Origin of the sequence: Candidatus Photodesmus blepharonis (genome assembly GCF_000731795.2) — a bacterium.
Lineage (GTDB): Bacteria > Pseudomonadota > Gammaproteobacteria > Enterobacterales > Vibrionaceae > Vibrio > Vibrio blepharonis.
The window spans coordinates 1-20,070 of record NZ_JGVK01000032.1 but is presented as its reverse complement, the minus strand read 5'-3'; the positions used below and the strand labels follow the sequence as shown (position 1 = coordinate 20,070).

The following is a 20,070-nucleotide window of genomic DNA, read 5'->3' as shown; positions in this document are numbered from 1 at the left end:
TAAGGCTAAGGTATATATAACTTGTATCGTTATAAAACGAGACGAATTACTTATCATGACCTGATAAACATCAACTTATTCCACTGCAAGTGATTCATGTAAGTATTTTTAAAAGAAAGGTATAATCATTACATATAAAGAATCACTTCAATAAATGACAAAATCACCCGATCTATTTGTTTTATATAATAAAAAACAGATTTTATGTCTAAAAACATTAAGGCTGCTAATGTAAGAGCACACAAAAAAACGAAACAACGAAAATTCTGTTTTTGTTCTACGAGTGTTATTTTGACACTCACTTAGAATTTAACATAATATATATAATACGTACTAATGGATTGCATCTAGGAACTCGCAACGAGTTGATGAATTGCTTTTAAAAATCCCACCAAGTGCTCTAGTAATCGTCTGACTTGTTGAATCTGTTACTCCACGTGACTTAACACAATAATGTGAAGCCTTAATGCTAACAGCAACATCATCGGATCCCAGCAATACCTGTAGAGCAACTAGAATTTGTTGTGTCATACGTTCTTGTATCTGAGGGCGTTGAGCAAAAAAACGAACAATACGATTTATTTTAGAAAGTCCGATAAGCTTGTTTCTTGGTATATAAGCCAAAGCAGCTTTTCCATCAATTGTTACGAAATGGTGTTCACATGTACTGGTTAAAGTTATATCTTTAACACAAATCATCTCATTAACGTTCATTTTATTTTCAATAATAGTGATTTTAGGAAAATTTTGATAGTTTAGACCAGAAAATATTTCGTCAACATACATTTTTGCAACACGGTATGGTGTTTTCTCGAGACTATCATCAATAATATTTAATTCTAAAATCGAAAGAATTTTACGTATGTGATATTCAATCCTTTCTTTTTTCTCTTTACGACCTATTTTATTCTTGGAGGATATAGGTGTTTCTAGTCCTCGACGTTCTAGTGCATCCTTTACTAGTTTTGCAGATTCACTGAGATTTAACATTTTTTCCTTGCTTCCAAATGGTTTCTCCTGAGAGATAAAGTGAGCATACCCTGATTTATAGATAACGATACCAATATCTTTTGTAGATTTATTGAGACTAAAACATCTATATTTTATTATTTTATTCTGAGACTCAATCTGAAAAACTATATTTTTCGACAGTCATATTGCCATTATCATATTGTTTTTAAAAGAAACTTATTAATGGCAAGTTTTTTGTATCCATTAGAAGTAGAAATCTATATATCAGAGAAATATGTCATGAATAAATTCATTGCACTGAGTTTTATACTATTAGCCTCCACAAAATCTTTTTCTATAATACCATTTGAAACTTGTCCTAGCGAAGCCTATTTGTTTCAAGGTAATCCAGTTCAAGTTTACGGTGTAAACTTAGTCACCGGGGAAACTACTATCCTAGCCGAAGAAACAGGGATAAACGGAAACATAAACTCAGTAGGCTTTAATGAAAAAGATCGTTACATTTATGGTTATGATACAACTAATTTTCAAATTGTTCGCCTTGGAAAACATTTCCAAGTAGAGAATTTAAATGTAACAGGATTACCCAATCATATCTTCTTTGTTGGAGACATTTATGAGCATGTCCTATATTTATACTATCAAAATAAAGGTTTATTCAAAATTAGTTTATATCCGTTAGATTTTGATCCATCAGCAAATTTGATCATTGAGACAATTACTACCACTGCGACAGTAGCTTTAACAGATTTTGCTTTTCACCCTATTAATGGAAAACTATATGGTGTAGACAATAACACTGGTGGACTTTATGAATTCGATACTCAAATTGGTGGAGAAAAGTATCTAGGTAATGTTGGAATAACAGGAACATTCGGTGCAGGTTATTTTGATTCAAATGGCTATTATTATATTTCACGCAATGATGATGGTTATATTTTCCGGATTAATTTAGCTGATCCTAGCAACATTAATCACCAATCAATTAAAGCAGATGTTTTTTCTTATGGGCCAAGTTCTAGCCAGAATGATGGAGCACGTTGTGCTAACGCTCCTATTATTAATCAGGATTCAACTATAGATTTTGGCGATGCTCCAAACAGCTATTCAACATTGCTTGAGTCAAATGGTCCTAGACATGGTATTGGCTCTGAGTTCTATCTTGGATTACTACCTCCGGATGGTGAAAAAGATGGATCACTGCCTCCATTAAACGACAATAAAGTTGGTGAGTTAGATGAGGATGGTGTTGGCTTTGTGACTGCGATTGAACCTGGAATGAATTCTATAATTTCTGTTCAAGCCTCTAGATCAGGATATCTTTCTGCATGGATTGACTGGAACAAAGATGGCGATTTTAAAGATTCTGGAGAAAAAGTATTCTCAGACACCTACCTTTTATCAGGCAATAATTCTTTGCTTCTTGCAGTACCATATAACATTGCTACGGGATCAACTTGGAGTCGCTTTCGTTTCAGTGATCAAACAGGCATAGATTTTTTTGGAGGGGCGCAAAAAGGAGAAGTTGAAGATCACACGCTTCTGATTACTAATGATGGTTTTGCAATACGCCATTACCCTAACGAATCTGGTTATATCACTGTAGCGTTTGAAGACAACTGGCCATATACAGCTGATTATGATATGAATGATCTTGTTGTCCGTTATCGTGTAACTGAATCATTGAAAGATGGTAAGGTAAAATCTTCTATCATACAAGGATACCTAGCTGCGTATGGTGCAAGTTATCGTAACGGTTTTGCTATTCGGCTTGCTGGACTTAATCGTACTGACATTGATAATTCGTTAACATTGATGAAGCATAATGGTATCCTACAAGAGTCAAACGGGTTAGAAACCCTATCTGATGAAGCAATTTTTATAGTTTCAGAGGATATGTCTGACGTCCTTTCTGAAAATTGTGAGTATTTTCGTACTCAACAAAGCTGTCAAGAAACACTTAAGTTTTCCTTTGAACTTCATATTTTTACTCATGAAGACGCTGATACATCACAATTAATGAGTATGCCCTATAATCCTTTTATTTTTTCAACACCTGGCCATTATCATGGTGATGGAATCATTTTTCAGCCAGGACGAAAATTGGAAGTGCATGTTGCAGATCAAGCACCCACTGAAAAATTTGATTATCTAAATTTGTTTGGAATTGGCGTGGATAGTAGTAATCCTAGCGAAGGTAGATATTTTAAAACAGCAGAAAACTTACCTTGGGCTTTAATCATAAATAACGAGTGGAAGTGGCCTCAAGAACGAGTTGATTTAGTTACTGCTTATCCTAATTTTGCTGCCTATGCTGAGTCAGGAGGACAAAAAAAACAAAATTGGTACTTAGAAAGTAATGCTGTAGCCAATCAACTTTATCAACCATAAGAGTTATAACTATGAAAATTAAGTGGATTACGTTTATCTTTATAGCATTTCTTATAGGCTGTAACGCTGATATAGAACCAGAAGAATTGGTCACTTTTTCGTCCGAGAAATCAGAAATTACAAATAGAGCGATCTCTGATCTTATCGTTCCAGATGGATTTAATTATCACGCGATCCTAGAATATAATTTTGATGTTGATATCAGTGCTTATTCAACACAGCGAGCATACTTGTCAGTATACGGAGATTTTTTTACAGCTGAAGATGGAAGTTATATACCGAACTTCAACAGTCGAATTATATCCGCTTCTTTAGAGAACGGTAAAAAAACGCTAAAATTTTACATAACAGACTTACAAACATCCGCATTGGCTGAAGTTTGGTTTTACGACGGGTTAACTCCAATTCAACACAAATTTACTACCTCACAAAATAGTTGGGTATGGTAAAAGCTTTATTTTATAATTATTGTTGGATAGATCTTGCTCACTGAACAATTTTTTGAAAATCTGTTTAGATAAAACTGCATTGTAATAATTCGAGCGTTAAAGTATATATCCAAAATACATGTATAATTACATAAGAATATTTGAATTAGTTATGGCTGTTTGTTGTAGATGGAGATTTTTCCTTTAGAATACGTAAGCGAATCTTTTTTCGTACCTTAGCTTCAAAAATAGGACGATGGATATGAATAATAAATTAGAGCAACTTCGTAAAATTACAACTTTAGTAGCAGATACCGGTGAAATTGAAGAAATTAAAAAATATCAACCAGAAGAAGCAACTACTAACCCTTCTTTAATTCTTAAAGCAGCTCAAGTTAAAGCGTATGCGCCGCTAATTAATCGAGCTATTGAGCATGCTAAAGCTCAAAGCAACAACAAAGCACAACAAGTGAGCGATGCTTGTGATGTGATTTCTATCAATATCGGTAAAGAAATTCTTAAAATAATTCCAGGTTGTATTTCTACCGAAATAGATGCTCGCCTCTCCTATGATACAAAAGATAGCGTAGATAAGGCTCGTAAATTAATCAAAATGTACAATGATGCAAATGTTCCAAGTAATCGCATTCTTATTAAGTTAGCTGCTACTTGGGAAAGTGTTTGCGCTGCTAAAATTCTTGAAAAAGAAGGTATTAATTGTAATCTAACTCTTGTGTTCTCCTTTGCTCAAGCACGTATATGCGCTGAAGCTGGCGTATTTCTAATTTCACCTTTTGTTGGTCGAATTATGGATTGGTATAAGGAAAAAGAGGGCCGTAATTTTCAAGTTCAAGAGGATCCAGGTGTCTCATCTGTTTCAAAAATTTACAATTACTACAAAAATTACGGCTATAAAACTCTTATTATGGGAGCAAGTTTTCGTAATATTGAAGAAATACTCGAGCTTGCAGGTTGTGACCGTCTCACTATTTCTCCTAAATTTTTAGCACAACTTAAGGCTGAAGAAGGCGAAGTTATCCAGAAATTAATTGAACCAAAATTCACTCAAAAAAATACGCCTAATGCAATGACCCATTCTGAATTTCTATGGGAACATAACCAAAATCCTATGGCAGTAGAAAAATTAGCTGAAGGTATCCGTAATTTTGCGATTGATCAAAATAAGCTAGAAGCAATGATTGCAACTAGAATTTAATAATTTATTAAAAATCTTTTTTCACTTTTCTATTTTTTTGGAATACAACATGAACCGAAAACATTTAGCCAACGCTATTCGTGCTTTGAGTATGGATAGTATACAACGAGCTAACTCTGGTCATCCAGGTGCACCAATGGGTATGGCGAACATTGCTGAAGTTCTTTGGCGATCTCACCTAAAACATAATCCAGCTAATCCAATGTGGATAAATCGTGATCGTTTCATTTTATCTAACGGTCATGGATCGATGTTAGTATACTCTTTGCTTCACTTAACGGGCTATGCGCTCACACTTGATGATCTAAAAAATTTTCGACAATTACATTCTAAAACACCTGGTCATCCAGAATATGGTTGTGTTGGTATTGAAACTACAACTGGTCCATTAGGACAAGGAATCGCTAATGCGGTAGGTATAGCTCTAGCTGAAAAAAATTTAGCAGCTCAATTTAATAAAGAAGGATACAATATTGTTGATCATTTTACTTACGTATTCATAGGAGATGGCTGCCTTATGGAGGGAATTTCTCACGAAGCCTGTTCTCTAGCAGGTACATTAGGTCTTAGCAAATTAATAGTTTTTTGGGATGATAATGGAATTTCTATTGATGGTAAGGTAAAAAATTGGTTTTCTGATGATACCCCAAAGCGTTTTGAAGCGTATGGATGGCATGTAATTTCAACGATCGATGGCCATGATCCTGAAATCATAAACAACGCAATTAAAGCAGCTAAAGCTGAAATCATTCGTCCCACTTTGATTTGTGCAAAAACTATTATTGGTTTTGGTTCACCCAACAAAGCTGGTTCTTCTCATTGTCATGGATCGCCATTAGGTGTAAAAGAAATTGCAGCTGTGCGCAAAAAGCTTGATTGGCAATATGCTCCTTTCGAAATTCCGTCGGAAATTTACGCTGAATGGAATTTCAAAAAAATGGGAGCAGCTTATGAAAAAGAATGGAATGATAAATTTACCTCTTATGAGATAGAATATCCAAATTTATCATTGGAGTTCAAACGTCGTATAAAGGGTCAGTTACCAATTAATTGGGAAGAGCGAACCAACAGAATCATTGCAAATTTTCAAGCTAATCCTAAAAATGTTTCATCACGTCAAGCATCACAAAATATGATAGAAGAATTTGGAGAAATACTACCAGAGTTTATAGGTGGTTCTGCTGACCTTTCGCCTTCTAATTTGACTATGTGGTCAGGTTCTAAGGCTATCTCTTTTGATGATGCTTCAGGAAACTACATCCACTATGGTGTACGTGAATTTGGTATGACAGCTGTAATAAACGGCATAGCATTACACGGTGGTTTTATACCATATGGCGCGACTTTTTTAGTATTCATGGAATATGCTTGTAATGCCATGCGTATGGCTGCACTAATGAAAATTCAAAACATACAAGTATACACCCATGATTCTATTGGACTCGGGGAAGATGGACCAACTCATCAACCTATTGAACAAATAGCATCATTGCGTTTAACTCCAAATATGAGCACGTGGCGTCCATGTGATCAAGTTGAGTCTGCAGTTGCTTGGAAATTAGCAATTGAACGAAAAGATGGTCCGACATCGTTAATTTTATCTCGTCAAAACTTAGTGCAGCAAGAGCGTACTTCTGAACAAATTTCTAACATAGCCATGGGTGGCTATATCTTAAAGGATTGTATTGGTGAACCAGAACTCATCCTTATTGCAACAGGTTCAGAAATACAAATAGCAATAGAAGCTGCAATGCAATTAAATAGTGAAGGGAAAAAAATTCGTGTTGTTTCAATGCCAGCAACAGATGTGTTCGATAAACAAAATTTGGAGTATCGAGAAGCAGTACTTCCTTCCAAGATAACAGCGCGTATTGCTATTGAAGCAAGTATTGCAGATTTTTGGTACAAATATGTTGGATTTGATGGTAGAGTAATCGGGATGAGTACGTTTGGCACATCAGCACCCGCAAGTGATTTATTCAAGATATTTGGATTTACTAGCAAAAATGTAATAAATGTAGCAAAGGAAATGCTTGCATAATTCTTCTGAATTTAGTTGAAGATAATTGTTACTTTACTGTTTATGCTTTTGTATTCGTTTTTAGTATTTTAAGATGTTCTTGGTCTTTTGCTTTAACTGACTAAAATATGGGATGTTTTAAACCTTCTCAAACAGCATCCTGAGAGGAGTTCAGCAATGTCAGGTATGAGATTGTATCATCAATTTATTGCTCCGATTACTATTATGGGTGTTTTATTAGGATCTAATTTTAAAATCGATACGATTATTTGGATATAGTTTGGATTCGTTCAGCTATTAGGATACTCAAACAATTCTTTAAGACTTCATAAAATCATTTCGTAATGAATTTTACTGTACAAAATTACGATGATTGAGTCAGCTGCAAGATCCGCTAACATTTTCATTCTGGTATCACAAGCTTAAGACTGGATTAGTTTAGTTAAACAAGCTTTGCCCAGTGTTTAAAATATTTTAAAGGATAGAAAATGCCTCTTATTAATCTTACTGACGGTAGTCAACTTCAATTTGATAACCCTGTTTCAATCCTACAAATTGCTCGAACCATTAGTGAGAATTTTGCCAAAATTACTCTTGCTGGTCGTATTGATGGAAATCTTGTTGATGTCTATGATTTAATTGAAAAAGATACAAATCTTGAAATTATTACGATCAAAAACGAAATGGATAGTCTAGAGATTGTCCGAAATTCATGCGCACATCTGTTAGGTCATGCAATTAAAACAATATATCCACGAGCAAAAATGGCGATAGGTCCTACGATCAATAACGGATTTTACTACGACGTTGACGTAGAGGATTCCTTAACCGAAAAAGACTTAGAAAAAATAGAAAAATGCATGAAAGAATTAGCGGAAACAAGATATCCAGTTATTAAGAAAAAAATTAGCTGGAGAGAAGCGCGTAGTATATTTGAAAGCAGGGCTGAAATTTATAAGATAGAAATCTTGGACGAAAACATTAATAAAAACGATCTCCTGACTCTATACTATCACGAAGAATACGTCGATATGTGTCCTGGTCCACACGTTCCTCATGTAGGATTCTGCTATCACTTCAAGTTATTAAATATCGCCGGTGCATACTGGCGTGGTAACAACAATAAAAAGATGTTACAACGTATTTACGGTACCGCTTTTCATGATGAAAAAACACTAAAAAAACATCTCGTTCATATCGAAGAAGCGAACAAACGTGATCATAGAAAAATTGGCAGACACTTAGATTTATTCCATATGCAATCAGAAGCACCTGGAATGGTTTTTTGGCATTATAATGGTTGGTCTATATTCCGTGTTCTAGAAAATTTTATTCGCGAAAAATTAACAGAATATGGCTACCAAGAGGTCAAAGGTCCACTAATGATGGACCGTATTCTTTGGGAGCGCTCCGGTCATTATGACAAATACATGGATGAAATATTTACAACTGCCTCTGAAAATCGTGAATATGCGATTAAGCCTATGAACTGTCCAGGTCATATACAGATTTTTAATCAAGGTCTTAAATCTTATCGTGACCTCCCTCTTCGTTTAGCAGAATTTGGTTCGTGTCACCGCAATGAACCGTCTGGAGCGTTGCATGGTATTATGCGTGCTCGTAGTTTTACTCAAGATGATGCTCATATCTTTTGTACGGAAGCACAAATTCAAACAGAAGTTATAAATTGCATTAAAATTATCTATGATTCATATGAAACGTTTGGTTTTAGCAAAGTTGTAGTACAGCTTTCTACTCGTCCGAAAAAACGTGTAGGAAATGATGCTATTTGGGATCAATCAGAAGAAGCGTTAACATGTTCTCTTAAAACAATGAATATTCCGTATACTATCAAAAATGGAGAGGGAGCATTCTATGGGCCTAAAATTGAATTTACGTTGTACGATTCTTTAGATCGTGCATGGCAATGTGGTACAATACAACTTGATTTTAATTTGCCAAGCCGATTAGGTGCTATTTACGTTAATGAAAAGAATGAGCGATTAACTCCTGTTATGATCCACCGTGCTATTTTAGGTTCACTAGAACGTTTTATTGGAATATTGATAGAAGAGTATGCTGGTATGTTCCCAACATGGCTAGCACCAGAGCAAGTTGTAGTTATCAACATTACTGATAAACAGCTAGGTTACACTCAAAAAATCACAAAAAAGTTACAAAAAAAAGGAATTAGAACTAAAGCGGACTTGAGAAATGAGAAGATTGGCTTTAAAATCCGCGAACATACTCTCAAACGAGTACCATATATGTTAATTTGCGGTCAGAAAGAGATGGAAACTGAAGAAGTTTCAGTTCGCACTCGTACCAATAAAAATCTCGGTAAATTTAAGGTGGATGATTTTATTTCTCACATTCAAACCGAAATTTTTACTCGTAAGCTAAACCTGGAGGGATAAGCTATTAAAGGCGGAAGACGTGGTCAACAGATGGCCAAACAGAATCAGCATCGTTTAAACCGTGATATTCGTGGTATTCGTGAGGTTCGTTTAACAGGGATTGATGGTCAAGCTATAGGTATAGTTTCTTTCAATGAGGCTTTAGAAAGGGCTTTGGAGGCTGCTATGGATCTTGTTGAGATTAGTCCTAACGCTGAACCACCAGTTTGTCGCATAATGGACTACGGTAAGTATCTTTTTGAAAAAAGTAAAGCAGCCAAAGAACAAAAGAAAAAACAGAAACAGATCCAAGTTAAAGAAGTAAAGTTTCGTCCTGGAACTGATATCGGAGATTATCAAGTGAAACTACGCAGTTTGGTGCGTTTTTTAGTGAATGGTAATAAGGTGAAGGTAACGGTTCGATTTCGTGGACGTGAAATGGCTCATCAGGATATTGGTGTAAACGTTTTGAATCGTCTTAAAGAAGATACGAAAAATTTAGCCATTGTAGAATCTTTCCCAACTCGAATAGAGGCTCGTCAAATGATAATGGTCTTGGCGCCTAAAAGAAGGTAAAGAAAGAATGAACGTTTGTGAGCAATGGTTCCACACTATTATGCAGCTTATTTTCTATTCTTCCTGTGATTTAAAAAGTTCTATAATAAAGGGGGTTGCTTTATGCCAAAAATGAAAAGTAACAAAGGTGTTGCTAAACGTTTTAGGAAGACAGCTGCTGGTATTAAATATAAGCACGCTACAAAGCGTCATATTTTAACTAAGCGTACGACTAAGAATAAGCGTCAATTACGTCCAAATGCAATTCTTCCAAAATGTGAGTCAGCTTCTATCGTGCGTATGATGCCATATGCTTAGCACTAAGCTAGATTAATAGAGAGAGAAAAATACTAATGCCCCGTATAAAACGTGGTGTACGTTCTCGTGCACGTCATAAAAAGATTCTCAAGCAGGCCAAAGGTTACTATGGAGCACGTTCGCGCGTTTACCGAGTAGCTTTACAATCGGTTATTAAGGCTGGTCAGTATGCTTATCGCGATCGGCGAAACAAAAAACGTCAATTTCGCCAACTATGGATTACACGTATTAATGCTGCTTCTCGACAAAGTGGTTTGTCTTACAGTCGATTCATTAGCGGTCTTAAAAAAGCATCTGTTGAAATCGATCGGAAAATTCTTGCTGATATTGCTGTATTTGACAAAAGTACATTTGCTATCTTAATCCAAAAAGCTAAAGCAGTACTTTAAGTTTGCATTAATTCATATTTGAAATAAGGATAGGTTTTCTATCTTTCCTTATTTCTTTCCGTTTTCATATATATTGAATAATTAACAGCCAATCAAGTTATCCAAAACTTTATCCACTGTTTTTGTGGATAAAGTCTATAGTCCCAATTAAATCTCTTTTAAAATCCAAATTAAGAAAAGTACGCTTTGAAACGCGATATTTTTCATCGAATATATAGTTCTATGCACACTATACAAAAATTTTCATTTCGAATGACATATGCTACGATAAGTGTTTATTTCGATATCTAATTCCGTTATCTTTCCTAAGTGCTATAATAATGAGGTCGTTATCATGCTGCAAGAAACTGGTGGATTTAGGATCCATGCTCTAGGTTTGATTCCAACACCAGATGAAGTAATAAATAAATACCCCGTTACTCATGAGATTATTAAACACGTAGCTCAATTTCGTCAACAGGTTGAAAATATCCTCACTGGAAAAGATAGGAGGCTTATTGTAATTATAGGCCCTTGTTCAGTACACGATACAGAAGCTGCGCTTGATTATGCACATAAATTATTTCCAATTCAAAAAAAACATAAAAATCAATTACTTATAGTAATGCGTACTTATTTTGAAAAACCACGTACAGTCATTGGTTGGAAGGGATTAATCGCTGATCCAAACTTAGATGGTTCATACGCGTTAGAAACAGGTTTAAAAAAAGCACGTAAATTATTGCTTGATATCAATCAACTTGGTCTTGCTGCAGCGACTGAATTTTTGGATATGATAACCAGTCATTACATTGCCGATCTAATTAGCTGGGGTGCTGTTGGTGCTAGAACAACAGAATCTCCACTACATCGAGAAATGGCTTCGGCGTTATCTTGTCCTATTGGATTTAAAAATGGTACCAACGGTAATATTAAAATTGCCATAGATGCTATTCGTGCTTCTCGTGTTTCTCACTATTTTTATTCACCAAATAGAAACGGTCGTATGACGGTTTATCGTACTAATGGCAATCCATATGGTCATGTGATTTTACGTGGTGGAAAAACTGCTCCGAATTACGATTCTGAATCTGTAGAAAATGTTTGCAAACAACTTTCTGAATTAAATTTACCGCAGCGTTTAGTCATTGATTTTAGTCATGCTAATTGCAAAAACGAGCATAGTAGTCAGCTCACCGTAGCCCAGAATATTTGTAAACAAATTCAGTCAGGCAAAGGTTACATAGCTGGAATTATGGCCGAAAGCTTCCTTAAAGAAGGCAATCAATCAATAAAGGATTTAGAAAATCTTACCTATGGTCAATCAGTTACTGATCCTTGTCTCGGATGGGAGGATACTATCCTTATGTTAAAAATGTTAGCCAGAGCGATGAAAGCCTACTGCCACTTAAAATAGTCAAATCTTAAGGTAACTCTTAATACTTAAATCGTGCTATTTCACAATTCAAATTTTTTGCTTCATCTGACAACGTTTGCAAAACACTATCAACACTATTCACTTGCTCAGATACGGCAGATGAAGCATCTGCGATAGATACAATACTGCCATTTATATCTTCAATTACCACTTTTTGTTCCTCTGTTCTTGCTGCAATTTGAATGTTCATTGTATTTATTTCATTTAGCATAGATACAATTTGTGTGATCATTTCAGTATTTTCACTGCAAATTCCTACACCTTGTATAACGGTTTTATTCGCGTTTTTTATACCTTCAGAAACACTATCCGTTTCTTTTTTCAAAGATTCAATTTTAACTCTGATTTCTTCAGTTGAAGATTGTGTTCGACCAGCAAGCGAACGAACCTCATCTGCTACTACTGCGAAACCACGCCCTTGCTCTCCAGCTCTAGCCGCTTCTATCGCAGCATTCAAAGCAAGCAAATTAGTTTGTTCAGCAATTCCCTGAATAACATCTAAAACTTCAGCAATAGAATTTGTTTCATTGTGTAATCGAAAAATTGCTTCTACGGCAGTTTGCATTTGTGCACTTAGTTGTCGAATTTCATCACCCAATGTTTTACCGACATTTACACCTTGAGTGCCTGTTTTATTGGCTTCTTTAGCATATTCAGCTGCTTTGTTTGCAAATCGAGAGACTTCTACAATAGATACACTCATTTCGTTAGCTGCTACTACTACTGATTCTGCACGGCGATTTTGTTTGCTAACTGAATGGCGAGTACTATTCATATTGTTAGATATAGAGTTGATATTAGTATGAAGGGTATTTATTGTATGAGAGAATTGCTTGATCGTACTCTGTAAATGCTCAAGTAAAGCATTAAGTGCGAGGGCAAGATTTGCAATTTCATCTTCCCCATGTATTTCTAAACGATCTTTTAAGTTATTGTTTTTACTAATTTTTTTAACTTTTTTAGAAGCAATGCGTATAGGTTTGGAAATACTCGTCCCGACAAAATAAGAAAATAATACGGAAAAAATTACGATAACAAAAATGGAAATAAGAACATTTATTAATACGGAATCAATCAAAACTTGCACATCTTTCAGTGCCTCTTTTTCATCAATTTCCGTAAGTATTGCCCATTTCAATCCAGCAGCATTGATTGGCGCATAAGCAGATAAAACGCTTTTCCCTTGATAATTTAGTACTAAATCAATACCATCTTGCCCAGAAATTGCCCTATTAGCTGTCTTTGAATCAATGGTCTGTTGACCAACTGCGGACTTTTTAAATCGAATTTGCTTAATTATATTTTCATTAATTCCTACCTTAGCTAAATTAACGAAGTAATCCTCAGGATTTTCAGTTAACAATCGAGATTGGCTACGAAGTAACTTATCCGATCCAATTAGATAACTTTCTCCACTTGAACCTAAACCAGAAGACTCCCAGTTTCCGTTAAAAGTCATTAGATCATTGATTCTATCCACTGGCATTTGAAATATCAATACACCTAATTTTTGACCTTGTTCAAAAATTGGCGTAGCCATAAAGGACGCAAGTGCTTCATAAGAAGGATAGTAAGGAGAAAAATCTTCTAAATGAAATTGACCTACACTCTTATTAAGAGCACGCTTAAAAGCATTGGATATTCCGCTATTATTGTAGGGTCCTGAATGTAGATTCGTTGCAAAATCTAGCTTTTTAAATACTGAGTAAACAATGTTGCCATCTAAGTCAACAAGAAATATATCGTAGTAACCAAACGCTTCCAAAAAGTGTTTCATTGCTGGATGGAATTTTTTGTGTACCAGATCATACTTATTATTTAACGAGTCTGCTTTCAGGAAGTGTTTTTTGCCTATAGCATTAGAGTTTACTCCAATATATCGTGCCTGAAGAGCTTTACCTATATCAGAAAGTTGATTGTAGTGATCTATCGCTTTTTCTGATAGACCTATATTGGTTTTTCTGTAAAGAGAACCAAATTGAAATGAGTAGTAATTCTTTAGCTCTTCTTTATCAGATTGCGAAACTTGATCTATTGGATAGTGCTCAAACGCCACTTTAAATTTTTGCATGGCTTCTTGAATTGCTACATCATCAGCTAATGTTTCTAATTGAAAATGAGTTTGCTCAAAATAATGCTCAATCTCGTTTTTTTTCATTTCACGAATCGAAATCAGCTGGTTGGAAACACGCTGGTAAAATGCCTTTTCTGATAAATTGGAAGCCTTCCAACCTATAAAACCACCACAAACAACGACACCAAACGTACAAAGCATCGTACAAGCAACAATCATTTTAGTTGCAATTTTCATAATTCCGACCTTATAATTCTAGTGTCGACGACGTTACTTCCCACGAATTATAGCTTACAACAATTAAATTGACAGTGTTTCATTTTCGATTTTTTAAAAAACAACTTCTCTTATACAAATTAAACATTTCAGAGCAACCTCTCTAAAAGATCTGATTTATGAATTATATTTCTAATACACTCTTTCTATTATTTAAATTAAAACAAAATCTTTTTTTAAGCGCAGATTTTATTTAATATAAATAACTGTATTTTATGAACAGCATTAAGTTTATGGAGATATTTTAATTTTACACTTTCAGATTTCATAAAAAAATCAATGTAATTATAATTTTTAATTATATGTGAAAAATTTTAAGTACTAGTCAAATACAATTCTTTTTTCATATGTTGGAATACTTGAGCGATATAAGTTGTATACAATTAATGAAATATTTGAGACCATACAAGGGGAAGGTCATTTTACTGGCACTCCATCTGTTTTTATTAGATTTCAGAAATGTCTAGTAAGATGTACTTGGTGTGATACTAAGCAAACTTGGGATGCCTCTCCTAAAAATGAACGAACATTAAATGAAATTTCAACAAAACCTAAAGGGAGTTCAACTTGGTGCGCTTCTTCATCTCAAGAAATCGTTGAAGCGTACCGTAAGCAGGGTTTTTTTTCTAAACATATTGTGATTACGGGCGGTGAACCTTGTATTTACGATCTGCGCCCTCTTTCTGAAAAATTTGAAGAAATAGGATGTCGTTGCCAGATAGAAACAAGTGGCACATCAGAAATATTAACTTCTAAGATGACATGGGTAACAGTTTCACCGAAAGTTTCCAAGAAGCAAGGACTTACTGTAACAAATGCTGCTTTATGTCGAGCTAATGAAATTAAACACTTAGTTAAAACACGAAGGGATATTGAAATTTTAGACAGGCTGCTCTCTGAAACTAACATAAATGAAAATACTGTTATTGCACTACAACCTATGAGTCAAAACATACGTGCTACTAAATTATGCATCGAAATATGCATACAACGTAATTGGAAGCTATCTGTTCAAACTCATAAATATTTAAATATTCCTTAATAAAGACAAAAACATGAAATGAAAAAAGCAATTGTTGTATTTAGTGGCGGACAAGACTCCACAACTTGCTTGATCGCGGCCCTTGAAGAATTTGATGAGGTTCACACAATTACTTTTAATTATGGGCAAAGACATAAGCTAGAAACCGAGGTAGCACAAAATTTAGCGAAAGAGCTCAACGTAACGTCACACAGATTAATAGACGTTGCCATTTTAAATGAATTAGCGGTTAGCTCCTTAACTCGAAATGATATCCTTATGTCTAACAAACCAGAAAAAAATGGTTTGCCAAATTCATTTGTTCCAGGGCGAAATATCCTGTTTTTAACTTTAGCTGCTATTTACGCTTATCAGATTGAAGTTAACTCAATTATTACAGGACTGTCTGAAACAGATTTTTCTGGGTATCCTGATTGTCGAAACAATTTTGTACAAACTTTAAATTCAGCTCTAGTTCATGGAATGGAGCGAAACTTAAAAATTGTAACACCGTTGATGTGGCTCAATAAAGCTGAAATATGGGCGATGGCGCATAAGTATAACACCTTTAACTTTATACGGAATAAAACCCTTACATGCTACAACGGTATCATAGGTAACGGTTGCGAGGACTGCTATGCTTGCAAGCTCCGTCAAACAGGCCTTCTTAGCTATCTGCAAAACAGTGAATTTGTTATGGCTAATTATCTTGAAAAAACTGGTTCTTCTAAAAGAAAAAGATTCTATTTTTAATTACGAGGAACTCCAACTTTTCTCTTATCAATTACGTAGTTTCTCTGTCGAGCATTGCGGTTGCTACGCAAGTCTCCATCACGACGAGTTCCGCGGAAGTTACGACTATCTCGGAAACCATTAAAGTCGCATACCACAGCATAAACCTCTTTTTGTCGAATACGCAATTTACGAAGTTTGCCCGTAATTTCAAAATTCATTGCTTTAGGTAATTGGACATAACTTTGACCCTGAGCTAGTTTTATAGCACCAATAGCTCCCTTTGTTAAACCAAGTTCATTGGCTAATGCTCCAACGATATCCTTAACTTGAACACCTTGATCACGGCCTACTTGAAATTGATAAGTATCCCAGTTTTTTGAATGTAAATTCCGACGAAAATCTCGATTTCCATCTCGACGTTCTTTGCGGCGTTGCTTATCGCGCTCAATAGCTTCAACCATTGGATCTGAGTCTATATAAAATAATGGACGTCTACCTTGTTGACGCTTCAAAAGAATCGCTGCCAATGTTGTTGCATCAATCTTTAAGGACTTCTGCAATTTTTCGATTAATTCAACGAATTTTTTAATAGTTTTATTTCCCTTATCAATTTCAAGTTCTTCACCCAGCTTAACTAGGCGAGTTTCTGCAACTTTATCACGTAAAGGAAGTTGAATTTCTTCCATAGAAGATTTAGTTACGCGCTCAATAGTCCGGAGCATACGTAGCTGATTAGTGCGGACTAAAAGAATCGCTTTACCTTTACGTCCAGCACGTCCAGTACGTCCAATACGATGAATATAGGATTCAACATCAAATGGAATATCATAGTTAAATACATGAGTAACACGTGAAATATCAAGCCCACGTGCAACGACATCGGTTGCAACCAACACATCAATCACACCTCGTTTAATATTACTAATTGTACGTTCACGTTGAGATTGAGGAATGTCGCCATGTAAAGCTGATGACTTAAAGTCACGATCGCTCAGCCAATTAGATAGCCGTTCAGTATCTTGACGTGTACGAACAAATATTATTGATGCATCTGACTGTTCAGTTTCAAGCAAACGAGATATAGCTTCATTTTTTTCAATACCTCTGACAACCCAAAATTTTTGTTCTACTTTATCGACAACATGGTTCTTACCTGCTACATCAATATATTTAGGACTGCGTAGAAAGCGCTCAACAATTTTTTTTAACATTGGAGGCATAGTTGCAGAAAACATAACACGTTGTGCTGTTTTGGGTGCATGTTCCATGATCCATGTTACATCATCTACAAATCCCATATTTAGCATTTCATCAGCTTCATCAAGAATAAATGTATGAACTTCATCTAAGTAAAGACAATTACGATTAATAAGGTCTTGAACACGGCCAGGAGTACCCACAATTATATGAGCGCCTAATTTAAGCGCACGAACTTGTTCTATAATGGAAACACCACCATAAACTTCGAGTACTTTAAGACCTTCAATATTTTTTCCAAGATTTTTCATTTCCTCTGCAACTTGTATTGCAAGCTCACGAGTTGGTGAGAGAACAATAGCCTGTGGTTTACGTTGTTTAAGGTTTAGTTTATTCAGCAAAGGAAGAGAAAACGCAGCTGTTTTTCCAGTACCTGTTTGCGCTTTACCTAGTGCATCCTTACCTTCTAGAAGATGCGGAATCGCTGAAATTTGTATAGGAGTAGGTGACACGAATCCCATACCATCTAAAGCGGAGAGAATAGAATTGTTTAAAGCTAGTTCATTGAACTGAATTACCGAATCTTGCATTGAAATTCCACTATAATTGGTTAATAAAAGGCCCCATATGCTCTAGCAATTCCAATACTAATCCAATTTAAAGCCGATCTTATTTAGGTATGGAATAGTGTTAAAACACAATCAAGCTAGCAGGGACAACAACTTAGGGAGGCGAATTATTCCCTAAATCAACAGAAAAATCCAGGAAAAATTGAAATACATCACAATTTTCCTCAAATCAAAAAGATTATTACAGAAACAGTTTCAATTCTACTGATACTTAGATGAAAGATTGAAAAAGAAGAGCATCAGAACATACATCACTAATTTCGTATTAGTGATGTCGGTCAGTTTACTTATCAATATAGAATGCCTGAAACCTGAAAATAGACTCATTACAATTCATAATTTATTTAAGTGTAAAAATGGATTCGAGTTACGCTCATGTCCAAAAGTCGATTCAGGACCATGACCCGGTACAAAACGGATGCTGTCACCTAATGGTAACAATTTCATTTTAATTGAATTAATAAGAGCGTCAAAGTCTCCCTTTGGAAAATCTGTGCGACCAATGCTACCATTGAATAATACATCGCCAACAAAGGCTAATTTTTCGTTTTCGTTAAAAAAAACTACATGCCCTGGCGTATGTCCTGGTGTATGCAGTACATCTAAAACTTGGTTCCCAAATTTTATTTGATCACCATCAGTTAGCCATCGATTTGGCTTAAATGCTTCTGTTAGTGGGAAATTGAAGATTTGACTTTGATTTTTTAAGCCTCGTAGCCAGAAGTTATCATCCTTATGTGGCCCAACTATTTCTACACCACCTAAAACTTCAGCTAGTGCTTTTGTTCCACCAACATGATCCAGATGACCGTGAGTAAGCGTCAAATAAAGCACATTAACTTGCAACTTTTGAATTAAAACACTCAATTTTTCCACATTTCCACCAGGATCAATAACTATCCCTTCCATAGTTTCATCACACCAAACAATTGAACAATTTTGAGAAAAAGAAGTAACTGGAACGACGCGATACTTTATGGACATCTTTTTTTCCTAAACCTTAACAAAAATACTTGTAACACTATAAAACACACTCAAATCGACTGATGAACAAATATCGTAGCTGTTTCTTAGAGTTTTAAGTTGTGTTTTCCATGAGATATTTTAGCTTTTAAATAGCCTTGATTACCAGATTTAACATGCACAGAAGTATTAACAACTTCGTCGATTGCAATGCCATTTTCTTTTAATTCTCGAACTTTTTTAGGATTGTTAGTAACCAAATGAATTTGCTTAACATTCAATGCCTTAAGCATTTGTGCAGCTTCAGTAAAATCGCGTAGGTCATCACCAAAACCCAAATGATTATTTGCTTCATAGGTATTCATTCCTTGACTTTGTAATCGATAAGCATCAATCTTGTTATATAAACCAATTCCTCTTCCTTCTTGACGCAAATATAGAATAATTCCTCCATATTTACTCATTTTATTAATAGTTTCCTCTAATTGTTCCCCACAATCACAACGAGAAGAATGAAAAACATCACCGGTTAAACATTCTGAATGCATGCGTACCAAAGGAGCCTTGTTTCGTAGATCGGCTTGTTTAAAAATTACTGCTATATGCTCTTTTTGACTCTTTAGTCCGCTAAAAGACAAAATTTCAGCATTAATATCACTCCTAGTACCTACCTTTAGATCAACTCTAGCTCGCACTTCTACCATACCTTTACTCACTCGAATTCTGATTTTTAGTATTTACTAACGATCAAAGACGACCACTCCCAAGCATGGGGATAAATTGAACAATTTTCAATATTTAAATCCAACTACACGATTAAGCAACTTATATAATATAGCACTTTAAAACTAGCAACAAAAAACAAAGCACCTTAGTAACTCTAAAAAATTAGATATCTTCATTTTTTAATACTGAATTTAAGACATAGCTCAATAACCAAACGAGAAAATAGCTACACAATTTTAAAGATATTAAACTCTCAGTGAATTATAGACGATCATGCTTTTAGGTGCGTAATGTTACGCTAATCAAGTCATCTTTCTTAAGAAACACCGTTCTCATTCCATTTTTTT

The 20,070-nt window shown here is 35.1% G+C and carries 16 protein-coding genes; 11 read left to right on the top strand and 5 right to left on the bottom strand.

All coding sequences use genetic code 11. The annotated features are described in order from the left end of the window. Nucleotides 1-333 precede the first annotated feature (333 nt). Entirely contained in the window at nt 334-990 is a 657-nt protein-coding gene (folE, locus tag CF67_RS04720) for a GTP cyclohydrolase I FolE (RefSeq protein ID WP_034415076.1), read from the bottom strand. 261 nt (nt 991-1,251) lie between these two features. Here folE and CF67_RS04715 point away from each other — a divergent pair, with 261 nt between their 5' ends. The 9 genes from CF67_RS04715 (at nt 1,252) to CF67_RS04675 (ending at nt 12,081) form a co-directional block, all read left to right on the top strand. After that, nucleotides 1,252-3,363, top strand: a complete 2,112-nt coding sequence (locus tag CF67_RS04715; protein WP_034415085.1) for an LruC domain-containing protein — start codon at nt 1,252-1,254, stop codon at nt 3,361-3,363. 11 nt (nt 3,364-3,374) lie between these two features. After that, the gene (locus CF67_RS04710; protein WP_034415073.1) at nt 3,375-3,812 is read left to right on the top strand and encodes a hypothetical protein; all 438 of its coding nucleotides are present in this window, start codon (nt 3,375-3,377) and stop codon (nt 3,810-3,812) included. A 241-nt stretch (nt 3,813-4,053) separates the two neighbouring features. Continuing rightward, the gene (tal, locus tag CF67_RS04705; RefSeq protein WP_034415070.1) at nt 4,054-5,007 is read left to right on the top strand and encodes a transaldolase; all 954 of its coding nucleotides are present in this window, start codon (nt 4,054-4,056) and stop codon (nt 5,005-5,007) included. Between the two features lie 49 nt (nt 5,008-5,056). Further along, nucleotides 5,057-7,048, top strand: a complete 1,992-nt coding sequence (gene tkt / locus CF67_RS04700; protein ID WP_034415083.1) for a transketolase — start codon at nt 5,057-5,059, stop codon at nt 7,046-7,048. Nucleotides 7,049-7,515: 467 nt separating this feature from the next. Then, nucleotides 7,516-9,444, top strand: coding sequence for a threonine--tRNA ligase (thrS, locus tag CF67_RS04695; protein ID WP_034415068.1), 1,929 nt, complete (start codon nt 7,516-7,518; stop codon nt 9,442-9,444). Nucleotides 9,445-9,474: 30 nt separating this feature from the next. Next, nucleotides 9,475-9,999, top strand: a complete 525-nt coding sequence (infC, locus tag CF67_RS04690; RefSeq protein WP_052538146.1) for a translation initiation factor IF-3 — start codon at nt 9,475-9,477, stop codon at nt 9,997-9,999. 102 nt (nt 10,000-10,101) lie between these two features. Next, nucleotides 10,102-10,296: a 50S ribosomal protein L35 gene (gene rpmI / locus CF67_RS04685; RefSeq protein ID WP_034415063.1), complete on the top strand. Its 195-nt coding sequence runs from the start codon at nt 10,102-10,104 to the stop codon at nt 10,294-10,296. Between the two features lie 35 nt (nt 10,297-10,331). Beyond that, a complete protein-coding gene (gene rplT / locus CF67_RS04680; RefSeq protein ID WP_034415061.1) occupies nt 10,332-10,685 on the top strand; it encodes a 50S ribosomal protein L20 in 354 nt (117 codons plus the stop codon). A gap of 334 nt (nt 10,686-11,019) precedes the next feature. Then, nucleotides 11,020-12,081, top strand: a complete 1,062-nt coding sequence (locus tag CF67_RS04675; RefSeq protein ID WP_034415058.1) for a 3-deoxy-7-phosphoheptulonate synthase — start codon at nt 11,020-11,022, stop codon at nt 12,079-12,081. Nucleotides 12,082-12,100: 19 nt separating this feature from the next. Here the strand turns inward: CF67_RS04675 and CF67_RS04670 are convergent, their stop codons facing one another. Continuing rightward, nucleotides 12,101-14,413, bottom strand: a complete 2,313-nt coding sequence (locus CF67_RS04670) for a methyl-accepting chemotaxis protein (RefSeq protein ID WP_034415054.1) — start codon at nt 14,411-14,413, stop codon at nt 12,101-12,103. Nucleotides 14,414-14,825: 412 nt separating this feature from the next. Here CF67_RS04670 and queE point away from each other — a divergent pair, with 412 nt between their 5' ends. Then, nucleotides 14,826-15,494 (top strand): 7-carboxy-7-deazaguanine synthase QueE, encoded by a 669-nt coding sequence (gene queE, locus CF67_RS04665; protein WP_034415052.1) that lies wholly within the window; start codon nt 14,826-14,828, stop codon nt 15,492-15,494. An 18-nt stretch (nt 15,495-15,512) separates the two neighbouring features. Next, entirely contained in the window at nt 15,513-16,226 is a 714-nt protein-coding gene (gene queC, locus CF67_RS04660) for a 7-cyano-7-deazaguanine synthase QueC (protein WP_034415049.1), read from the top strand. On the opposite strand, the gene CF67_RS04655 is transcribed toward queC, so the two are convergent. From CF67_RS04655 to CF67_RS04645, 3 genes are all read right to left on the bottom strand, one after another. Next, entirely contained in the window at nt 16,223-17,995 is a 1,773-nt protein-coding gene (locus CF67_RS04655; protein WP_081847437.1) for a DEAD/DEAH box helicase, read from the bottom strand. The genes queC and CF67_RS04655 overlap by 4 nt on opposite strands. A gap of 372 nt (nt 17,996-18,367) precedes the next feature. Beyond that, nucleotides 18,368-19,018, bottom strand: coding sequence for an MBL fold metallo-hydrolase (locus CF67_RS04650; protein WP_034415047.1), 651 nt, complete (start codon nt 19,016-19,018; stop codon nt 18,368-18,370). A gap of 86 nt (nt 19,019-19,104) precedes the next feature. Further along, nucleotides 19,105-19,701 (bottom strand): GTP cyclohydrolase II, encoded by a 597-nt coding sequence (locus CF67_RS04645; protein WP_034415079.1) that lies wholly within the window; start codon nt 19,699-19,701, stop codon nt 19,105-19,107. Nucleotides 19,702-20,070 lie beyond the last annotated feature (369 nt).